13 protein-coding genes and 1 pseudogene are annotated in these 17,095 nt (G+C 61.7%); 10 read left to right on the top strand and 4 right to left on the bottom strand.

Annotated features, from left to right (window positions below; genetic code table 11):
- Positions 1-26 precede the first annotated feature (26 nt).
- The 3 genes from C7H84_RS06425 (at position 27) to C7H84_RS06415 (ending at position 5,974) form a co-directional block, all read left to right on the top strand.
- Positions 27-2,447 carry a DDE-type integrase/transposase/recombinase gene (locus tag C7H84_RS06425; protein WP_121858008.1) on the top strand — a complete coding sequence of 807 codons (2,421 nt, stop codon included), beginning with the start codon at positions 27-29 and terminating at the stop codon, positions 2,445-2,447.
- A gap of 9 nt (positions 2,448-2,456) precedes the next feature.
- Positions 2,457-4,010, top strand: a complete 1,554-nt coding sequence (locus C7H84_RS06420) for an ATP-binding protein (protein WP_121858007.1) — start codon at positions 2,457-2,459, stop codon at positions 4,008-4,010.
- An 83-nt stretch (positions 4,011-4,093) separates the two neighbouring features.
- On the top strand, positions 4,094-5,974 hold the full coding sequence (locus C7H84_RS06415) for a TnsD family Tn7-like transposition protein (RefSeq protein WP_121858006.1): 1,881 nt from the start codon (positions 4,094-4,096) through the stop codon (positions 5,972-5,974).
- A gap of 260 nt (positions 5,975-6,234) precedes the next feature.
- Here C7H84_RS06415 and C7H84_RS06410 read toward each other — a convergent pair.
- A pseudogene (locus C7H84_RS06410) lies at positions 6,235-6,501 on the bottom strand (dihydroxyacetone kinase subunit DhaK); the annotation flags it as partial.
- Positions 6,502-6,840: 339 nt separating this feature from the next.
- Between C7H84_RS06410 and C7H84_RS06405 the strand changes: the two are divergent.
- The gene (locus tag C7H84_RS06405) at positions 6,841-8,055 is read left to right on the top strand and encodes a collagen-like triple helix repeat-containing protein (protein ID WP_121858005.1); all 1,215 of its coding nucleotides are present in this window, start codon (positions 6,841-6,843) and stop codon (positions 8,053-8,055) included.
- A gap of 212 nt (positions 8,056-8,267) precedes the next feature.
- Here the strand turns inward: C7H84_RS06405 and C7H84_RS06400 are convergent, their stop codons facing one another.
- A complete protein-coding gene (locus C7H84_RS06400; protein WP_121858004.1) occupies positions 8,268-9,392 on the bottom strand; it encodes a sigma 54-interacting transcriptional regulator in 1,125 nt (374 codons plus the stop codon).
- A gap of 153 nt (positions 9,393-9,545) precedes the next feature.
- On the opposite strand from C7H84_RS06400, the gene C7H84_RS36250 reads away from it, so the two are divergent.
- The 5 genes from C7H84_RS36250 to C7H84_RS06380 all read left to right on the top strand — a co-directional run bounded on the left by C7H84_RS36250 (position 9,546) and on the right by C7H84_RS06380 (position 14,496).
- Positions 9,546-9,788, top strand: a complete 243-nt coding sequence (locus tag C7H84_RS36250; RefSeq protein WP_162999218.1) for a hypothetical protein — start codon at positions 9,546-9,548, stop codon at positions 9,786-9,788.
- Between the two features lie 107 nt (positions 9,789-9,895).
- A complete protein-coding gene (msuE, locus tag C7H84_RS06395) occupies positions 9,896-10,456 on the top strand; it encodes an FMN reductase (protein WP_121858003.1) in 561 nt (186 codons plus the stop codon).
- Between the two features lie 36 nt (positions 10,457-10,492).
- Positions 10,493-11,596, top strand: a complete 1,104-nt coding sequence (gene sfnG / locus C7H84_RS06390) for a dimethylsulfone monooxygenase SfnG (protein ID WP_121858002.1) — start codon at positions 10,493-10,495, stop codon at positions 11,594-11,596.
- A gap of 177 nt (positions 11,597-11,773) precedes the next feature.
- Positions 11,774-13,003, top strand: coding sequence for an SfnB family sulfur acquisition oxidoreductase (locus tag C7H84_RS06385; protein WP_121858001.1), 1,230 nt, complete (start codon positions 11,774-11,776; stop codon positions 13,001-13,003).
- Between the two features lie 44 nt (positions 13,004-13,047).
- Positions 13,048-14,496, top strand: coding sequence for an APC family permease (locus tag C7H84_RS06380; RefSeq protein WP_121858000.1), 1,449 nt, complete (start codon positions 13,048-13,050; stop codon positions 14,494-14,496).
- A gap of 32 nt (positions 14,497-14,528) precedes the next feature.
- Here C7H84_RS06380 and C7H84_RS06375 read toward each other — a convergent pair whose 3' ends face one another.
- Positions 14,529-15,176, bottom strand: coding sequence for a LysE family translocator (locus C7H84_RS06375; RefSeq protein ID WP_121858034.1), 648 nt, complete (start codon positions 15,174-15,176; stop codon positions 14,529-14,531).
- A gap of 110 nt (positions 15,177-15,286) precedes the next feature.
- Between C7H84_RS06375 and C7H84_RS06370 the strand changes: the two genes are divergently transcribed.
- Positions 15,287-16,135 carry a LysR substrate-binding domain-containing protein gene (locus C7H84_RS06370; protein WP_121857999.1) on the top strand — a complete coding sequence of 283 codons (849 nt, stop codon included), beginning with the start codon at positions 15,287-15,289 and terminating at the stop codon, positions 16,133-16,135.
- A gap of 34 nt (positions 16,136-16,169) precedes the next feature.
- Here the strand turns inward: C7H84_RS06370 and C7H84_RS06365 are convergent, their stop codons facing one another.
- Positions 16,170-17,060 (bottom strand): LysR substrate-binding domain-containing protein, encoded by an 891-nt coding sequence (locus tag C7H84_RS06365; RefSeq protein WP_121857998.1) that lies wholly within the window; start codon positions 17,058-17,060, stop codon positions 16,170-16,172.
- Positions 17,061-17,095 lie beyond the last annotated feature (35 nt).

Genomic DNA, 17,095 nt, shown 5'->3' with positions numbered 1-17,095 from the left:
TCCTCGTCATACGCAAGGATGTGGCCATGTCACCGAAAGCAACATTTCCTACCGAAATTGCGGTCGGGGACGTGCTCAAGGAGCGTAACGGCGAGCACATATATATTGTCTTGAAGACTGGCGCTGGGCAGCGATGGACCCACCTCATCGATACTGAGTATCAACAGGAGTCCGCTGCAAATCACCACGCTCAACCATTCCAACTTAAGACTGACGAGGTGCTGCTCAGATTGTCTCCAAACGTGGAGGCTGAGCTTGCGCTCGTGAAGCTAGCAGGATTGCCTGTCATCGTCTCCGAACGAAGACGTGAGCCCCCCTTTGTGAAGTCAAGGCGGTCTGAAAAGTATCGCGCGATAGTCGAGGATCCAACTCTCTCGAAGGGCTGGAAGCTGATTGAGGCGTTGCTCACGTTCGATCAACCACTTCGTGACGATGGCTCGCACGCGCCGTACTCCATCCACGGTGATGCTTTCGAAGAGCTGCTCCATCGCGAAACGCGCGCTAAGCGTATCTCACGCTGCGCAGAAGTCGTGCACGTCTCGCAGGACACGCTGTACCGAGTTGTCAGGCGTTATCTTCAGCGTGGAATGACACCGGCTGCGGCTTCAGACGACTACTACCTATGCGGAGGGCGGGGCAAGCCGCGCAACTGGAAGCGACGTCCGGGACATACTGCGACCAAACGGTTGCTTAGTGCCTCAGCCAGAAACGATGAGGTTCAGCGCTTGCTTCAACTGACGGCCGACTACTATTTGTCGTTTGAATATGCGAAGGGAAAGAGAGCTCAGAAAACGATGGAAGCGGCTCTGGACTGGATGCGCGCCACGTTTCTTTGTGACCGAGTCGTCTATAACGAGCGACGGGAGATGATCGAGCTGACGCTCAGTCGAAGGATCGTGCTTACGCGCCGACAGTTACAGTATTACATCCAGCAAAATTACCCATACGAAGTTCGGAGAGTTCGCCAGGTCGGGAAGAAGAGATATACGCTTCACGAGCGACCACTGACCGGTAAATTAAGAAATTCCCGGGGGCCTGGTGAGAAATTTCATATCGACGCGACGATCGTCGACCTGTATCTCGTCGGAAATACTCTTAGAACAACGGTTATCGGAAGGCCGACGCTCTACTTGGTTATTGACGACTACAGCGCGCTCGTTGTAGGGTTTTATGTGACCTTCGATCCACCGAGCTGGAACGGTGCGATGATGGCGCTCGTCAATGCTGTTTCACCGAAGGCGGAGTTCTGCCGATCGCTAGGTGTCGATATCACGGAGAATCAATGGCCTGCTCATCATCTATGCGAGGTATTGTATGCAGACCAAGGGGAGGTGAGCAGTGTCCATAAGGCATGTTCGCTGATCAAACACTTTCGAGTCGAGCTTGCGAACGCACCAGCATACCGCCCGGACTTGCGCAGCGTGATGGAGCGGCGGTTTGGCATCATTCCGGCGATTTGGAGTTCGTTGGTACCCGGGATTGTGGAGAAAGACTCCCTGGAGCGCGGGGTGGAACATCCTGCCTATCAGGCTGCGCTCAATATACGCGAGCTGCGGCGAGTCATTCTTCGTGCCGTATTGAGTTACAACCGGCATCCGATTCGCGGATATCCAACTCCTCCCGAAATGGTGGAGGCCGGGCACGCACCAAGTCCGTTGAATCTATGGACGTACGGTCTGGAAACGAACGGGTACGGGCGGCACATAGATGTTGCGGATTTCCGCGCAAAGGTCATGCAGTCCGTGAAAGTACCCATCGACGGATACGGCATTCATCACAAGGGGCTGCACTACACATGCTCAGATTTGTCGATTGTTGAACGGCAAGCGATGCATCGCGGTAGAAGCAAGGCCGATTCGACCGTTGAGATTTGCTTCGACTCCGCCGACGACAGCAGCATCGATCTGCTCGGGTTGGGCACGCCAATTTCACGTCCGTTGATAGAGGGCGAGCGAGACAAATTCGCGGGTCTTACGTATCGCGAGTTGGAGATCTACCGAGACTTGAACTCAAAAAATGTTGCCATGGCTCATGAGGCGGGAGAGCCTGACAGAGCCATGACAGCTTACAACATTGCGAAGATAGGCCGTGATGCAGTCGCACAGACGAAGGCCGCGTTGAAGGCTTCTGGGGTACGGCGCCCGGATATCTCGCATATGGAAGAAATGCGTCAGGCCGAACGTTCGATCGAGAGTCGAGCTGGGACAACCAAACCAAAGCAAGTGCAACCTCGGGCGTCTCGCAACGTGTCAAACGAGGTTTCGAAGGAAAATGATCTTGGTATGCCGTCAAGGACGATGCGAGGAGAGAGCTACGACAGTGAAGGCGACGTGAGCAAAGGGCAGAGCACTGATAGTACCTTGCATACGTGCGGAAACGCTCGGCAGCGCATCAAGGAATTGCGTGAGAAACGTGCCCGTGCGTTGCTGGATACGCTTGATGAGTAGGAGCGGAACATGAGTACCGAGGAGGTCACTGAGGAGACCGTTGTGAGGCGCAGCAGGGCCTCCATATATATGTCAGATGAGAAACACCCGAAAATCATCGAGGCGGAATACTACCAAGGGGATGATCTGCCTCCAGAGTATAGGAACAACCCACTCATCTCGGCGTTAGGGCCGTTGTGGAATAGTAAATCGATAATGCAGGCCCTCTCCGTACCAGTTATCTATTCTATTTCAGAGCGTTCGCGATCAGAGGAATATCGCTTACATGTCATTGGTCGACTATCAAGTTTAGTCGTTCCGGTACCTGCAAGTCTGGAGGTTTGCCACCTCGTGCAAATGATTGTTCGTCAAAATTATGTCGGGCAAAGTATATTCGTGGATGGCGCAGAAGGGGCCCATGATAGGTATCGGCGCATACGCGAAGGTAGGTTGGTTTCGATATATGATCACGCTCCAACGCACGCATATTGCGCCGGGATATTTGGCTTGTCAGGGGCTGGAAAATCAAACGCGATTGAGGATGCTCTCAGGCTTATGCCGAGAGCAATACACCATAGTAAATACGGAATGACTCAGGTTGTATCGATAAAGGTTGATTGTCCTACTAGTGCTAGCCTAAAGGATATAATCAAAAAAATAATAGGTGAATATGATCGGTTGCTTAATACGCATTACTCGGATCTTGTGTGGCGCGGAGCAACTGTGGAAGACCTTGCAAGTTTGCTGTATCGCATCGTTAAGCGACATCGGACTGGGCTGATCGTTATTGACGAAATACAAAATGCTCTTCGGGCCGTGGAGAGAAGTGACCCATTATTCGATTTTTTCGTTGGATTGACCAACGGGGGTGGCGTACCAATTATTGTAATTGGTACGCCAAAGTCTGAAAGACTGTTTAGGAAAACTCTCCGATCTGCGCGACGAATCAGTAGTCATGGTGTGATTCAGTGGTGTGGAATGCAAGATGATAGAGATTGGAGTAGATTTTGCGATAAATTAGAAAAATACCAGTGGCTCAAAAAAGCCGGCCCACTCTCTTCGGATATGCGAAAGGAATTTTATTTTCGGACGCAAGGGTTGCCAGGTATTGCGGTCCCTCTGTATCAACTTTCTCAATATGCCGCTATATATACGGGGATTGAGGAGATTACGAGAGACATTATCCGTGGTGTCGCTGAGGAAAGGATGGCGTCGCTGCCACCAATTTTAGAAGCGATTCGATCCAACAATAAAGTAAGAATGGCTCAATATGAGGATTTATTGGGAGATACTATGAGAGATATCGTCGCGACCATGGAGGGGGAGGCGAAGCGATATATGTACCTAGAGGATGCCATTCAGCACGATCGTGAAGAATCCGCGATTGATGCCGTTTCGAGGCTCTTGCTGTTCAATATGTCAGAGCAAGTTGCGTCACAGCTGGTTGGCGTCGTGCAAAAGGAGCTTCCTGCCGCGTCGACAGAAGAGCTGTGTGCCGAGGCTATGCGACGTTTCTACCTTCAGCAGCCGCAGCAAGATGCACTGAAGCGCGGTAGAAGAAAGGTCGCAGAAGCCGCCATGTAATGCCCCGTATGTCAACGATGCTGCTGATGCCGGCGGCGCAGCAGTGGTGCTTTTAATTGTCTCGAACTTAATATGATGGGGATGTGTTGCCTCATCTCCACAACGTATTGGTGGAGGGCATGATGGCGGTTTCGCTATTTCCACTTTGTGACGATGAATCCCTTGATAGTAATATCGGGCGGTATGCCAAATTTTTTGGTCTAAAAGACACCCGGTTGTTGAGGGGGCAGCTTTTTGGTTATGTGGGAAGGCCAGGAATAAAATTACCAAACTCCATATCTCGACTGGCCGAGCAAACGGAAGGCTATTGGGGTTTGAGTGCGGAGGAGATAGTTAAAAAACACACGGAATACTGTTACGCCACGAGGGTCGTCTCGTCCGCGATGCGAGATGAGATTTTGCGCAATATGTTGCAGCCACCTGAGCGAGGCTCGTCAGGTAGGCTGAGTGCTTACGGGATGGGGAGAGATCGCGTTACAGGGTTAAGATATTGTGAGGAATGCTTGGCGCAATGGCGGGATAACGGTGCTCAACCATATTGGAAAGTGAGTCATCAGTTGCCAGGGGTATATTTTTGCGAAGAGCACATGACAAGCTTGAAGGTGGTGGCTCAGAATATTGCGGAAAAAAGCCTTGACATAACTCTTGGGTGGAGTAGGGGGGCGCTTGATATTCCCATTATCCAATCAGTCTCTCAATCGGAGCGGGGCGCAGTCATGGACATCGCGAGGCTGAGTGCGGAGCGAACGGGGGCAGACGACGTTTCGCTGATGAAGAAGTTCTATGATTTATTGCGGCGCGGTGATTTTCTGAGGGAGAATTCAACTATCAATAGAAATTATCTCGTTTGTGAATGGTTGGCACACTATGGGCCGGAATACTGCTTTTTGTCTGGAATAAGTGCTCGGAGAATAATGCTGTGGTCGTTTAATATTGAATGGCACGCGCGTGGCGATCATTTTGTGTACCCGTTTATGTATGTGGCGGCGGAATCCTTTTTAAGGAATCGCATTTCATCGCATGGATCTTTTGTCCCGGCGCCTCGAAGGAAATTAATTCCAGTGAAAGGTGGCGAGTCAATTTTTCCATGTCTGGACTTGCCGCCGTGCGCTGGAGCTCTTCATGAGAATAATGACGTTTGCGCGGTGTCGGGTCATTTAATAAGATCGGGCGGTTGGAAGGTGGTGTGTTCGTGCGGGATATCCTATCGTGTGCTCGATACGCTTCCGGGTCTGGTGGCGGAAATGACTCCTTTTGCTTATGGGGCGAGATATCGGGAACGGTTTGATGAATTATTGGCAAGAGGATTTAGTCCTAAAAAAGCGGCGCGCGAACTACATATAAGTGACACAGCAGGAATTTCTTGGGCGCATCGAGGCAAGTCGCAAGGCCGCAATGCAATGTCAGTATCTGAGGTCAGAAATAAGCGTGCGGAATGGCGTCGTCTCGTTGGCGACGCTCCACCCGAGATGCGCATTACATCGGCTCAGCGAGAAAATCCGGAATTGTACGAGGCGTTACGGAAGAATGACAGCGCGTGGTTCGCAAAATTCAATAAACATCATCGATCGTGGCGTTCTGCGGCTCTATTTCATGTAAATGGGATAGATGTAGAGGGGGGAAGGGCTAGGAAAGCGTGGTCGGAAATAATGCAGATGGAACCCCCAGTTCGTGCCACCCGGATTGCTATTCTCGACAAGGCTGGCCTGCCTCTACACTTGGCGTCTGAGGCTAACGCTCGTTCTCCGCTTTGGGCTGAATTGGCAGAAACACGCGAAGCCCATCGTGAAAGAGTTATTTCATGGTTTGGTTCAATTGCAAAAAATTATCGTTTGCGAAAGGGCAATATTGCGATCAATGAAATCATCCGGGGAACTGGATTAAATATGCGAAGTTTTTCTGCTGAGCAGAAGGCTCGGATTCGCCGATTCGTATTGAGTAGTCAAGTCAACGTGCGTAAGTAATGGCGTTTGTGGTTTGCGTCGGCTGGATTTTGTATGGAAAATGCTGCGCTGCATGATTATTTTCGTCCAACTTGATATGTCACGGATTTTGGTTGCAGCGCTGGTAGCGGCAGGCGCACACTTTGTGGCTCTGAAAGGAGAGGGTTTAGTGGCCGGCTACGGTAGTCGGCAAACATTGCGCTCTTTGAGCCGATGCAATCTCTATTCACCGTAAGCGTTCCAACGAGCATTTACCGCAGACTTTGTTGTCCGCCGATACCGAGCACGGCGTCGGTCGACGGTGATGTGAATACTTCGCCGCACACGGCCGCGCTGAGCATCCCTTCGCCGACATAGCCGCCGTGTGCGGGCTCGTGGCCGCTGCCGCCGCCGGACAGGATCGCGACCGGGCGCAGCGACGGCTCGGGCAGCGGCCGGCGGACGAGCACGTGCTCGTCACCGAGGATCGCGAGATGCGGCGACTGCCGCGCGATGCCTTCGAGCATTTCACGCACGACATCGGACGGGCGGTTCACGAGTTTTTTCATGGCGACGGAATCCTGGCGGTGGGACGGAGCCGGGCGGCACGCGTTCGGTGCCGGCCGGGCGACGTACTGTGGATGGTAGGCGGCGCAGTCCGAAAACGGCGCGCCGCGCAGGCGGCGTTACGTAACATCGGAGCATTCGTAGCACGAATGTAACGAAAACAGCGCCGCCCATGAGCCTGAAAACATGACGCGCGCGATCGCCGGCCGAGGTGCGTACACGCGCGCAGGGCCGCCTGGCGGCCATGCTGCGGGTTTTCGCGTGCGAATGGCATGGAAAATGCTGATCGTTCCCCGGTCCTTAATCGAACATTCCATCGCCCGGACCGCGAGGAGACCATCATGTATCGAACCCGCATTTTCACGTCCGCGGCGGTGCTGGCCGCCGCCGGCGTGCTGACTGCCTGCGGCGGCAGCGATGTCGCCGCGCCGTCGAGCGCGGCCGCCAATACCAGCGGCGCGACCGTCACCACCAATAATCCCGGCCCGGATGGCGTGACCGACGGCGGCTATGGCACCAGCGGCACGCCCGGCACGCGCGGCGTGGTCAGCACGGCGGGCGCGCTCGCCATCACGACCGGCTCGATCGTCGGCGACATCACGCTGCCGGGCCTCGGCAACGGCGTGACGCGCAGCGCCGGCGACACGATCGCCAGCGTCAGCACGATCACGCGCTCGGCTGCCAATGCGCTCAGCGAAGGGCTCGGTCAGATCGGCTCGACCGCCAATCCGGTCGGCACGACGGTCGCCGGCCTCGGTGACGTCGTCAGCCAGACCGCGAATCCGGTAGCGGGCCTTGCGCAGACCGTGCGCGCACTCGGCTCGGGCCCGCTGGCGCCGCTCGCGCCGGTCACGACGCCCGTCGGCGCAGCACTCGATACCGTGGCCGGCGGCCTCGGCACGGCGGGCGGCACGCTGGGCTCGACGCTGTCGTCGGGCCCCGTGCAGCAGGTCACGCAACAGATCAGCTCGGCTGTCACGCCGCTCGTCATCACGGTCGGCCAGACCACGCAGCAGATCGGCGCGACGACGGGCCTCGGGCAACCGGTGGGCGGGCTGCTCGGGCAGGTCGGCGGCGCGTTGTCGACGGTGGGCTGGCGGCTAGGGGTCCCGACGCAGTCGGCCGTCGGCCCGGCGAACCAGCTCGCCGGCGCGGCAGGCGAAGTCGTCGGCGCGGTCGGCAACACCGTGACGAACGCGGGCGGCCTCGTGAATTACAACGGTCCGAACGGCGCGGCGCCGATTCCCGGCCTGATCGTGAGCCTCGCGGGCGCGTCGGTCGCGACCGTGAAGAATGGCCCGCCGCCGAGCGGCGCCGGGGCGTCGGGGCCGCTCGGCGGCGTGCTGTCGGGCCTCGGATCGACACCGCTTGGGTCGCTGACCGGCGCGTTGGGCGGTGCGGCCGGTGGCGGCGCGGCAAGCCCGCTCGCGCCGGTGACGAACCTCGTGTCGACGGTGACGGGCACGCTTGGCGGTGCGGCCGGGGCCGGTGGAGCGAGTCCGCTCGCGCCGGTGACATCGCTGCTGGGTGGTGTTGCAGGCGGTATCGGGAAGTAGTGGCACACGCGGCGGTGAGCGGCGGGGCGGCTTGCGGTTTGCCGCTCACCGCTTGCGGCTCGCTGTTCGCTATTGGTCGCCTGATGTGCGCTCCGGCAGGGCACGCGTCGTAGCGGCTGCGTCACGCGACGCCGCGAACCAATCGCGGTGAGCCGGCATGACCGCGATCCAACCATCGTCATCGCAGACGCGTGCTGCCGCCGCGCACACTGCTACTTGACCGCCCCGATCGCCTTCGCCCGAATCAGCCGTGCGCGCAGCACATTGCGGCTGATGCCGAGCAATCGCGCGGCCTGGATCTGATTGCGGTGACTGAAGTCGAACGCGACCCGCATCACGGTGTCCTCGATGCGTTCGAACAGATTGTCGGGGGCTTCGTCGAACAGCGCGCATAACGCCTCTTCCAGCGCTTCCTGCGCGGACGCACCGTGCCCCGCGTGCTGCCCTCCCGCAGCCGTAACCGCCACGCACGACGACGACAGGTTCAGGTCGGTGTCCTGCAGCGCATCGTGGCGGCTCACCAGCAGCGCGTGATGCATCACGTTCTCCAGCTCGCGGATATTGCCCGGCCACGAGTGTGCTTCGAGCCGGCGTGCCGCGCGCGGATCGATGCTGCGCGGCCCGTAACCGAGCCGGCTGCGATATAGATCGAAGAAGTGCCGCGCGAGCGGCAGGATGTCGGCGGGCCGTTCGCGCAATGTCGGCACGTCGAGCCGCACGACGTTGAGCCGGTAGAACAGGTCGCCGCGGAATCGCCCGGCCGCCACTGCCTGCTGCAGGTCGACGTTGGTCGCGGCCACCACGCGCACGTCGATCGGAATGCCCGTGCGCGCGCCGAGCCGCACGACCTCGCGCTCCTGCAATACGCGCAGCAGCTTCACCTGCATCGCCAGCGGCAGATCGCCGATCTCGTCGAGAAACAGCGTGCCGCCGTTCGCGGCCTCGAACCAGCCGGGCCTCGCGCCGACCGCCCCCGTGAATGCGCCTTTCTCGTGACCGAACAGTTCGCTGTCGACCAGCGTGTCGGACAGCGCACCGCAGTTCACGGCGACGAACGGACCGTCGCCGCGGTGGCTGAGGTCGTGCACGTGACGCGCGATCAGTTCCTTGCCGGTACCGGTTTCGCCGACGATCAGCACGTTCGCGTCGCTCGGCGCGACGCGCCGCACGCGTTCGAGCAGCGCGAGCGAACGCGGATCGACGAACACGTGCGCGCGAGCGCGCTGCGGTGCGGGATGTGCGGCAAGCGTGAGAACGGGCGCGCCGCGCGATGCGTCCGGCTGCGCGGAGACGACACGAAGATTGACCGGACGCGACGTGGCAAACGAGGAGGTCATGGCGATGAAGGCGTGAGTCGATCGAAGAACGGACCGACTCGCGGTCCGCTTGCTGTCTCGGTCAGCAGAGTGTTCCGTGTTTTGCGCGGCGCGAGAAGCATCGATTTCTGATAACGAAAGCGGGATTGCTGCGCAGCATGCAATGACGTGGGCATGCGCGGCCACGACGGCGGATTCGACGCCATCGCGCACGATGCGCCGGTGCCCGATCGTTGCGATCGAACCAACGGCGTGCCCGCAAACTGCTGCTCGAGCAGCAGCGCATCAGCAACGCTGTTCCCGTCGGTTCATCGTACCGGGGAATATCGATGTGACGTGATTTTCGGAACGCTTGCCACCACCTGTCATATGAGCGCGGAAGCCATGAGCGGCGGGCGATCGCACGAAACTTCGTGATGCAGATGATCGATGCGATCACTCATCTGTCTTCAATGGCACGCTCCTTGCAAACCCGACACGGTATCGGCGCGACAACGCGCAGCTCGACCACGGGAACGCATGGCATGAGCAACACCCTCAACGTCGTCGCCATTTCGGGCGCCCTGCAACGGCCGTCACGCACGCTGGCGCTGACGAACGTGATCGTCGCCGCGCTCGGCGACGCGGTGCCGATCCGCACGCAGTCGATCGAACTCGGCGAGATCGGCAACCGGCTGGCCGGCGCGCTGAAGCGCGCGCAGGTGCCGCCCGAACTCGACGCGCTGATCCGCAAGATCGAGACGGCCGATGCGCTCGTCGTCGCGAGCCCCGTGTATCGCGCGTCGTACACCGGGCTCTTCAAGCACCTGTTCGACCTCGTGCATCACGAGTCGCTGATCGATGTGCCGGTGCTGCTCGCGGCCACCGGCGGCAGCGAGCGCCATGCGCTCGTGATCGACCATCAGCTGCGGCCGCTGTTCAGCTTCTTCCAGGCGCGCACGCTGCCGATCGGCGTGTACGCAGCCGAAAGCGATTTCGATCGCTACGAGATCGCGAACCCCGCACTGCGCGAGCGCATCGCGCTCGCGGTCGACCGCGCGGTGCCGCAACTGCGGCCGCGCGCGCCGGCCGCCGCCGCCGCGTAGCGCGCCTTTCGTCTTCCCTTTCGATCAGGACCTTCCATGAGCATTCACGAACCTTCGGCCGACGGCGTCAAATTCGCGTACTGGGTGCCGAACGTCAGCGGCGGCCTCGTCGTCAGCACGATCGAGCAACGCACCGACTGGAGCCTCGAATACAACCAGAAGCTCGCGCGCACGGCCGAGGCGGCCGGCTTCGACTACGCGCTGAGCCAGATCCGCTTCACGGCCGGCTACGGCGCCGAATACCAGCACGAATCGGTGTCGTTCAGCCAGGCGCTGCTGCACGCGACGACGAAGCTCAAGGTGCTCGCCGCGATCCTGCCGGGACCGTGGCATCCGGCGGTGGTCGCGAAGCAGCTCGCGACGATCGACCATATTTCGAACGGCCGCATCGCGATCAACGTGGTCAGCGGCTGGTTCAAGGGCGAGTTCACCGCGATCGGCGAACCGTGGCTCGAGCACGACGAACGCTATCGGCGCTCGAAGGAATTCATCCAGGCGCTGAAGGGCATCTGGACGCAGGACAACTTCACGTTCAAGGGCGACTTCTACCGCTTCAACGACTACACGCTGAGCCCGAAGCCCGTGCAGAAGCCGCATCCGGAAATCTTCCAGGGCGGCAGTTCGCGCGCGGCGCGCGACAACGCGGCGAGCGTGTCGGACTGGTACTTCACGAACGGCAATACGCCGGAGAACCTGAAGGCGCAAATCGACGACATCCGCGCGAAGGCCGCCGCGAACAACCATCGCGTGCGGATCGGCGTCAACGCGTTCGTGATCGCGCGCGACACCGAGGAAGAGGCGAAAGCCGTGCTCGACGACATCATCCGGCACGCGCACGTCGAGGCCGTGCACGCGTTCGGCGATGCGGTGAAGCAGGCCGGCCGCGCGTCGCCCGAAGGCGAGGGCAACTGGGCGAAATCGACGTTCGAGGATCTCGTGCAGTACAACGACGGCTTCCGCACGAACCTGATTGGCACGCCGCAACAGATCGCCGAGCGGATCGTCGCGCTGAAGGCGATCGGCGTCGACCTCGTGCTCGCCGGGTTCCTGCATTTCATCGAGGAAGTCGAGTACTTCGGCAAGCGCGTGCTGCCGCTCGTGCGTGAGCTCGAAGCGCAGCGGCAGGCGGTGGCCGCGTGATGCGCGACACCGATGCGCGGGCGCGCTGACGCAAGCGGCGAGCAGGGCGGGTGAACGGCTGGCCCGCAACGGCCGTTGCGGACGAACCCGGTCGGATGATCCCGCATTCCAGAACAGACGACCGACGCAGGCCGGGGCGGCACTGTCGATCGATTCATGTCATTTGCCGGAAATTTCATGTCTACGGAAACCATCGAAGAAACCACGCAACCGCAAGCGGACGCAGTGCCCGTACCGGTCATCGGCTCGGATGCCGAAGCCATCGATGTCGCGCACCGCGTCGCGGTGCAACTGGCCGAGCATGCCGCGCTGCGTGATCGCGAACGGCGGCTGCCATTCGACGAGATCGAGCTGTTCTCGTCGAGCGGCCTGTGGGGCATCACCGTGCCGCATGAATACGGCGGCGCGGAAGTATCGAACGTCACGCTCGCGGAAGTGATCGCGATCGTTTCGCAGGCGGACCCGTCGATCGGCCAGATTCCGCAGAATCACTACTGCCTGATCGAAGACATCCGTCTCGAAGGCAGCGACGCGCAGAAGCGCTTCTTTTTCGATCTCGTGCTGAAGGGTGCGCGCTACGGCAATGCGTTTTCCGAAGCGGGCGGCAAGAACGTGCTCGACATCCGTACGCGCGTGCGCCGCGACGGCGACGGCTTCGTGCTGAACGGCCGCAAGTTCTATTCGACCGGCACGCTGTTCGCGCACTGGATTCCGGTGCTTGCGCTCGACGAGTCGGACCAGGCCGTGCTCGCATTCGTCAAGCAAGGCGCGCCGGGGCTCACCGTGGTGGACGACTGGAGCGGCTTCGGCCAGCGCACCACGGCAAGCGGCACCGTGATCGCCGAGAACGTGCGCGTGAGCCCGTTCGAGATCTTCCACACGCAACGCTCCTACGATCGTCCGACCTTCGCGGGGCCGTTCGCGCAGATCACGACGGCCGCGATCGATCTCGGCATCGCGCGCGCCGCGCTGCAGGACACGATCGACTTCGTGCAGCAGCACGCGCGTCCGTGGATCGACAGCGGCGTCGAGCGCGCGAGCGACGATCCGTTGACGATCGCGCAGATCGGCGACATCGCGTATCGCGTGCATGCGGCCGAAGCGCTGCTCGCGCGCTCGGGGCGCTTCGTCGACGCCGCGAAGCGCGAGCCGAACGAACAGACGGTCGCGCAGGCCGCGATCGCGGTCGGCGAGGCGAAGATCGCGACGACCGAAGTGTCGCTGCTCGCCGCAAGCAAGCTGTTCGAACTCGGCGGCAGCAAATCGACGCTGGCGAAATACAACTTCGATCGCCACTGGCGCAACGCGCGCGTGCATACGCTGCACGATCCCGTGCGCTGGAAATATCACGCGATCGGCAACTACTACCTCAACGGCGTGAAGCCCGCGCGCCATTCGTGGAACTGACCCGCACGCACGCGCCGCCGCTTCAATCATCACAAGGTGAATCGATGAATCATCCGGTTACATCCGCGCAAGCGCTACCCGCGCCGGACCTCGCGCCGCACGCAGGCGGCCTGCGGCGCAACTATCTGAGCCTGCCCGAGCTGATCGCGCAGTCGATCGGCCTCGTCGGCGTGTCGGGCGGGATCGGCGTGCTGATTCCTGCCGTATTCGCGACAGCGGGTAACGGCACATGGCTCGCCTACCTGTTCGCGATCGTCGCGCTGCTGTTCTCGTCGTGGAGCATTTCCGTGTTCGCGCGCGATTCGGCATCGCCGGGTGCGCTCTATGCATACGTGTCGGCCGGCATCGGGCCGACGTGGGGCGCCATCTGCGGCTGGTCGCTGCTGATCGCGTATGCACTTGCCGCGGCGGGCATCCTGCAGGGCACGGTCAACACGTTTCTCGTGTTCGGCCGCGAAACCGGCTTGCTCGGCGGCGCGACGCCCGTCGGCACGGTGCTCGGCCTGACGGTCATCACCGCGTTTGCCGCGTGGTACATCGCGTTTCGCGACATCCGGCTGTCCACGCGCTTCACGCTGTTCGTCGAGCTTGTGACGCTGCTGCTGATCGCCGCCATCGTGATCGGAGCGATCGCATTCGGCGGTCATCCGGTCGATCGCGCGCAACTGACGCTCGAAGGCGTGAAGCCGACGCAGCTGCAGCTCGGGATGGTGCTCGCGTTCTTCAGTTTCACCGGATTCGAGAGCGCGACCGTGCTCGGCGCGGAGGCGCGCGATCCGTTCCGCGCGATTCCGCGCGCGGTGCTGATCAGCGTGGTCGGGCCGGCGCTGCTGTTCGTGGTCGGCGCGTACGGGATGGTGAGCGCGTTCCACGGGCAGACGCCGCCGCTCGATCGCGTCGACGGGCCGCTCGCGGTGCTCGCGCATCGGCTCGGCGCCGGATGGATCGGCGTGCTGATCGACGCAGGGGTGGCGCTCAGTTTCTTCGCGGCATTCTTCTCGTCGATCAACGCGGCGGCGCGCATCGTCTATACGTTCGGGCGGCAGGGCGTGCTGCATGCGTCGACCGGGCGCGCGCACGACACGAATGCGACGCCGCACGTCGCCGTCGCGCTGATCGCGGTGCTGGCGCTGGCGACGGCGCTGGTGTTGACTGCACGCGGCACGGCGCTGCTCGATTCGTACGGCTACCTCAGCTCGATCGCCACCTATGGCTGGCTGCTCGCGTACGTGCTGGTCGCGATCGGGGCGCCGCTCTATCTGCGCCGGCAACGCAAGCTGCGCGCGCGGCACGTCGCGATCAGCGCCATCGCGGTCGTGCTGCTTGCGATTCCGCTCGCCGGCAGCGTGTATCCGGTGCCGGACGGCGTCTACGCATGGCTGCCTTACGTGTTCGTCGCGCTGCTGGCGGTCGGGGTCGCGTGGTTCGTGGTATTGCGCGCGCGGTTTCCGGAGCGGCTGCGCGAACTGGAAGCCGAACTGCTGACGAAGTGAGCCGGCGGGCGTCGTGACGTGCGTCGCCGCCGTTACGCCGCGCCCGCCATTCTCGCCGCCTCGACGAGCATCTCCACGCCGAGGCCGCCCAGCACCGCGCCCATCGCCCAGCGCTGCGCGAGCAGCAGCGCCGGGCGGTTGTGCAGGAACTTCGCGAGGCTGCTCGAGCCGATCGCGACGAGCCCGTTCGCCGACGCGAACGCCGCAATCAACAACGAACCGAGAAACAGCGACTGGCCGAACACGCTGCCCTGCCGGTAATCGATGAACTGCGGCAGCAGCGACACGAACAGCATCGCGAGCTTCGGGTTCAGCACGCTGGTCGTCGCACCCATCGCGAGCAGCCGCAGCGGCTGTTCGGTCGGCAGCGCCTTCACCTCGAACGGCGAACGGCCGCCGGGCCGGACCGCCTGCCATGCGAGGTAAAGCAGGTACGCTGCGCCCACGACACCGAGCACGGTGCCCGCGTACGGCACGCTCAGGAACAGCGTCGTGATCCCGAACGCGGCGCCGAACATGTAGAACAGGTAACCCACCATCACGCCCGCGAGCGAAATCAGCCCGGCGGTGCGCCCCTGCGCGATCGAGCGCGACATCACGTAGACCATGTTCGGCCCCGGCGTGACCGCGAGCATGCCGCCGATGACGAGAAACCCGTAGAGCGATCCGGATGTGTGCATGTTTTCCGCTTCCTGCATCGAGTGAGTGCTGACGGAGTTCATTGTCCGGCGATGGAAGCAGACAGTAAAACGGGATAAACTGAATCGATTGATCAGATTTTCTGAATCCCATGAAAAAGCTCGACCTCGATGTGCTGGCGATGGTGGTGGCCGTTGCGGAATCCGGATCGTTCGCGCAGGGCGCGCAGATCGTGCATCGGTCGCCGTCGGCGGTGAGCATGCAGATCAAGACGCTGGAGGAGGCGCTCGGCAAGCCGCTGTTCATCCGCGACACGCGCAACGTGACGGCCACCGACGACGGCAGGATGCTTGCCGATTACGGCCGCCGGATGCTCGCGATGCGCGACGAGGCGTGGGCGTCGGTCGTGCGTCCGGAGATCCGCGGCCGCGTGACGATCGGCGTGCCCGACGACTACATCTCGTCGCTGCTGCCGCAGGTGCTCGGCAAGTTCGCCGCGATGCACCCGCGCGTCGAAGTGCGCGTGATCGGCCAGCCGAGCAGCGCGCTCGTGCCGATGCTGAAGGACAACACGGTCGACCTTGCGTGCCTGACCCGCGTCAAGGGCGTGTCGGGCGAGCTCATCCGGCTCGAGCCGATCGTATGGACCGGATCGGTGAAACGGAACGTGTGGGAAGAGCGGCCGCTGCCGGTTGCGCTGTTCTCGCACGGCAGCATGGCGCGCGACCGTGCGATCAAGGCGCTGAACCGGCAGAAGATTCCGTTCCGGACGTCATATGAAAGCCCGAGTTTCCTCGGGCTGCTCAGCATGGTCGAGGCCGGCCTCGCCATCGCGCCGCTCGCGCGCTGCTGCGTGCCCGAACATCTGTTGCAGCTGTCGGAGAGCCACGGGCTGCCGTCGCTCGGCGAACTCGAGGTGGTGCTCGCGCGCAGCGCGCAGTCCGCGCGCCCGCCGTGCGACTACCTCGCCGAGCAGATTCTCGGCGAATGGCGCGCGTGAGCGCGTCGCGTTCGCTTGCGCCTGCGCCTGCGCGTCAGCACGATTTCAGCAGCCATTCCCGAAACGCGACGAGCGACGGCAGCGTGTCGTTTTCCGGCGGGTACACGAGGTAGTAGCTGCGCTGGCTGATGATCGCATCGCCGATCGTCACCAGCTCGTTGCGGCTCAGTTCGTCTTCCACGAGCACCTTCGGCACGAGGCCGATGCCCATCCCGGCCCGCACGGCCTGGATCAGGTGCGACGTCAGCTCGAAGCTCGGCCCGATCCGCATCTCGCGATGATCGAGCCCGAAATGCGCGAACCATTCGGCCCACGCGTGCTGATTGCTCGTCACGCCGAGCAGCGTCTGCCCTGCGGCCCATGCCGGCGCGCGCGCATCGGTCTTGCGGCGCCCAGCCGCGTCGGGGCTCGCGATCGCGATCAGGAATTCGTTGTACAGCCGGTGCGCGTGCAGGCCGGGCCAGTCGCCCGCGCCGACGGTGATGGCCGCGTCGAGATCGTCGGTATGGAAGTCGATGGCGCCGATCCGCGAATGCAGGTGCACGGTCACGCCCGGATGCGCGGCGTAGAAGCCGTGCAGGTGCGGCAGCAGCCATTTCGAGCCGAAGGTCGGCAAGGTCGCGAGCCGCAGCGTGCCGGCGCCGGCCTGGTGCGACATCGCCTGCAGCGTCGCGCCGCGGATGCGCCCGAGCGCGCCGCTCAGCTCGACGAAGTAGCGCCGCCCGACTTCGGTCAGCTTCACCGAGCGGCCCTCACGCCGGAACAGCGCCACGCCGAGCTGATCCTCGAGCGTCTGCACCTGCCGGCTGATCGCGCTCTGGCTCAGCGACAGCTCGTCGGCCGCGCGCGTGTAGCTTTCATGCCGTGCGGCCGCCTCGAATACGAGCAGCAGCGACATCGACGGGGTCAGGCGACGGTAATTCATGAGTTTTATGCAAGTTTTGCCGGGAGAGAATTCGT

Source organism: Burkholderia sp. Nafp2/4-1b, from assembly GCF_003635165.1.
In the GTDB taxonomy this organism is placed as follows: domain Bacteria; phylum Pseudomonadota; class Gammaproteobacteria; order Burkholderiales; family Burkholderiaceae; genus Burkholderia.
The sequence above is the reverse complement of the archived record's forward strand: the minus strand, read 5'-3'. Positions and strand labels throughout refer to the sequence as shown.

What these genes read in the sequence shown, in the direction of transcription:
- C7H84_RS06425 (WP_121858008.1), top strand. Translation starts at nt 27, where the DNA reads ATGTCACCGAAAGCAACATTTCCTACCGAAATTGCGGTCGGGGACGTG.
- C7H84_RS06420 (WP_121858007.1), top strand. Translation starts at nt 2,457, where the DNA reads ATGAGTACCGAGGAGGTCACTGAGGAGACCGTTGTGAGGCGCAGCAGG.
- C7H84_RS06405 (WP_121858005.1), top strand. Translation starts at nt 6,841, where the DNA reads ATGTATCGAACCCGCATTTTCACGTCCGCGGCGGTGCTGGCCGCCGCC.
- C7H84_RS06400 (WP_121858004.1), bottom strand. Translation starts at nt 9,392, where the DNA reads ATGACCTCCTCGTTTGCCACGTCGCGTCCGGTCAATCTTCGTGTCGTC.
- C7H84_RS36250 (WP_162999218.1), top strand. Translation starts at nt 9,546, where the DNA reads ATGCGCGGCCACGACGGCGGATTCGACGCCATCGCGCACGATGCGCCG.
- msuE (WP_121858003.1), top strand. Translation starts at nt 9,896, where the DNA reads ATGAGCAACACCCTCAACGTCGTCGCCATTTCGGGCGCCCTGCAACGG.
- sfnG (WP_121858002.1), top strand. Translation starts at nt 10,493, where the DNA reads ATGAGCATTCACGAACCTTCGGCCGACGGCGTCAAATTCGCGTACTGG.
- C7H84_RS06385 (WP_121858001.1), top strand. Translation starts at nt 11,774, where the DNA reads ATGTCTACGGAAACCATCGAAGAAACCACGCAACCGCAAGCGGACGCA.
- C7H84_RS06380 (WP_121858000.1), top strand. Translation starts at nt 13,048, where the DNA reads ATGAATCATCCGGTTACATCCGCGCAAGCGCTACCCGCGCCGGACCTC.
- C7H84_RS06375 (WP_121858034.1), bottom strand. Translation starts at nt 15,176, where the DNA reads ATGCACACATCCGGATCGCTCTACGGGTTTCTCGTCATCGGCGGCATG.
- C7H84_RS06370 (WP_121857999.1), top strand. Translation starts at nt 15,287, where the DNA reads ATGAAAAAGCTCGACCTCGATGTGCTGGCGATGGTGGTGGCCGTTGCG.
- C7H84_RS06365 (WP_121857998.1), bottom strand. Translation starts at nt 17,060, where the DNA reads ATGAATTACCGTCGCCTGACCCCGTCGATGTCGCTGCTGCTCGTATTC.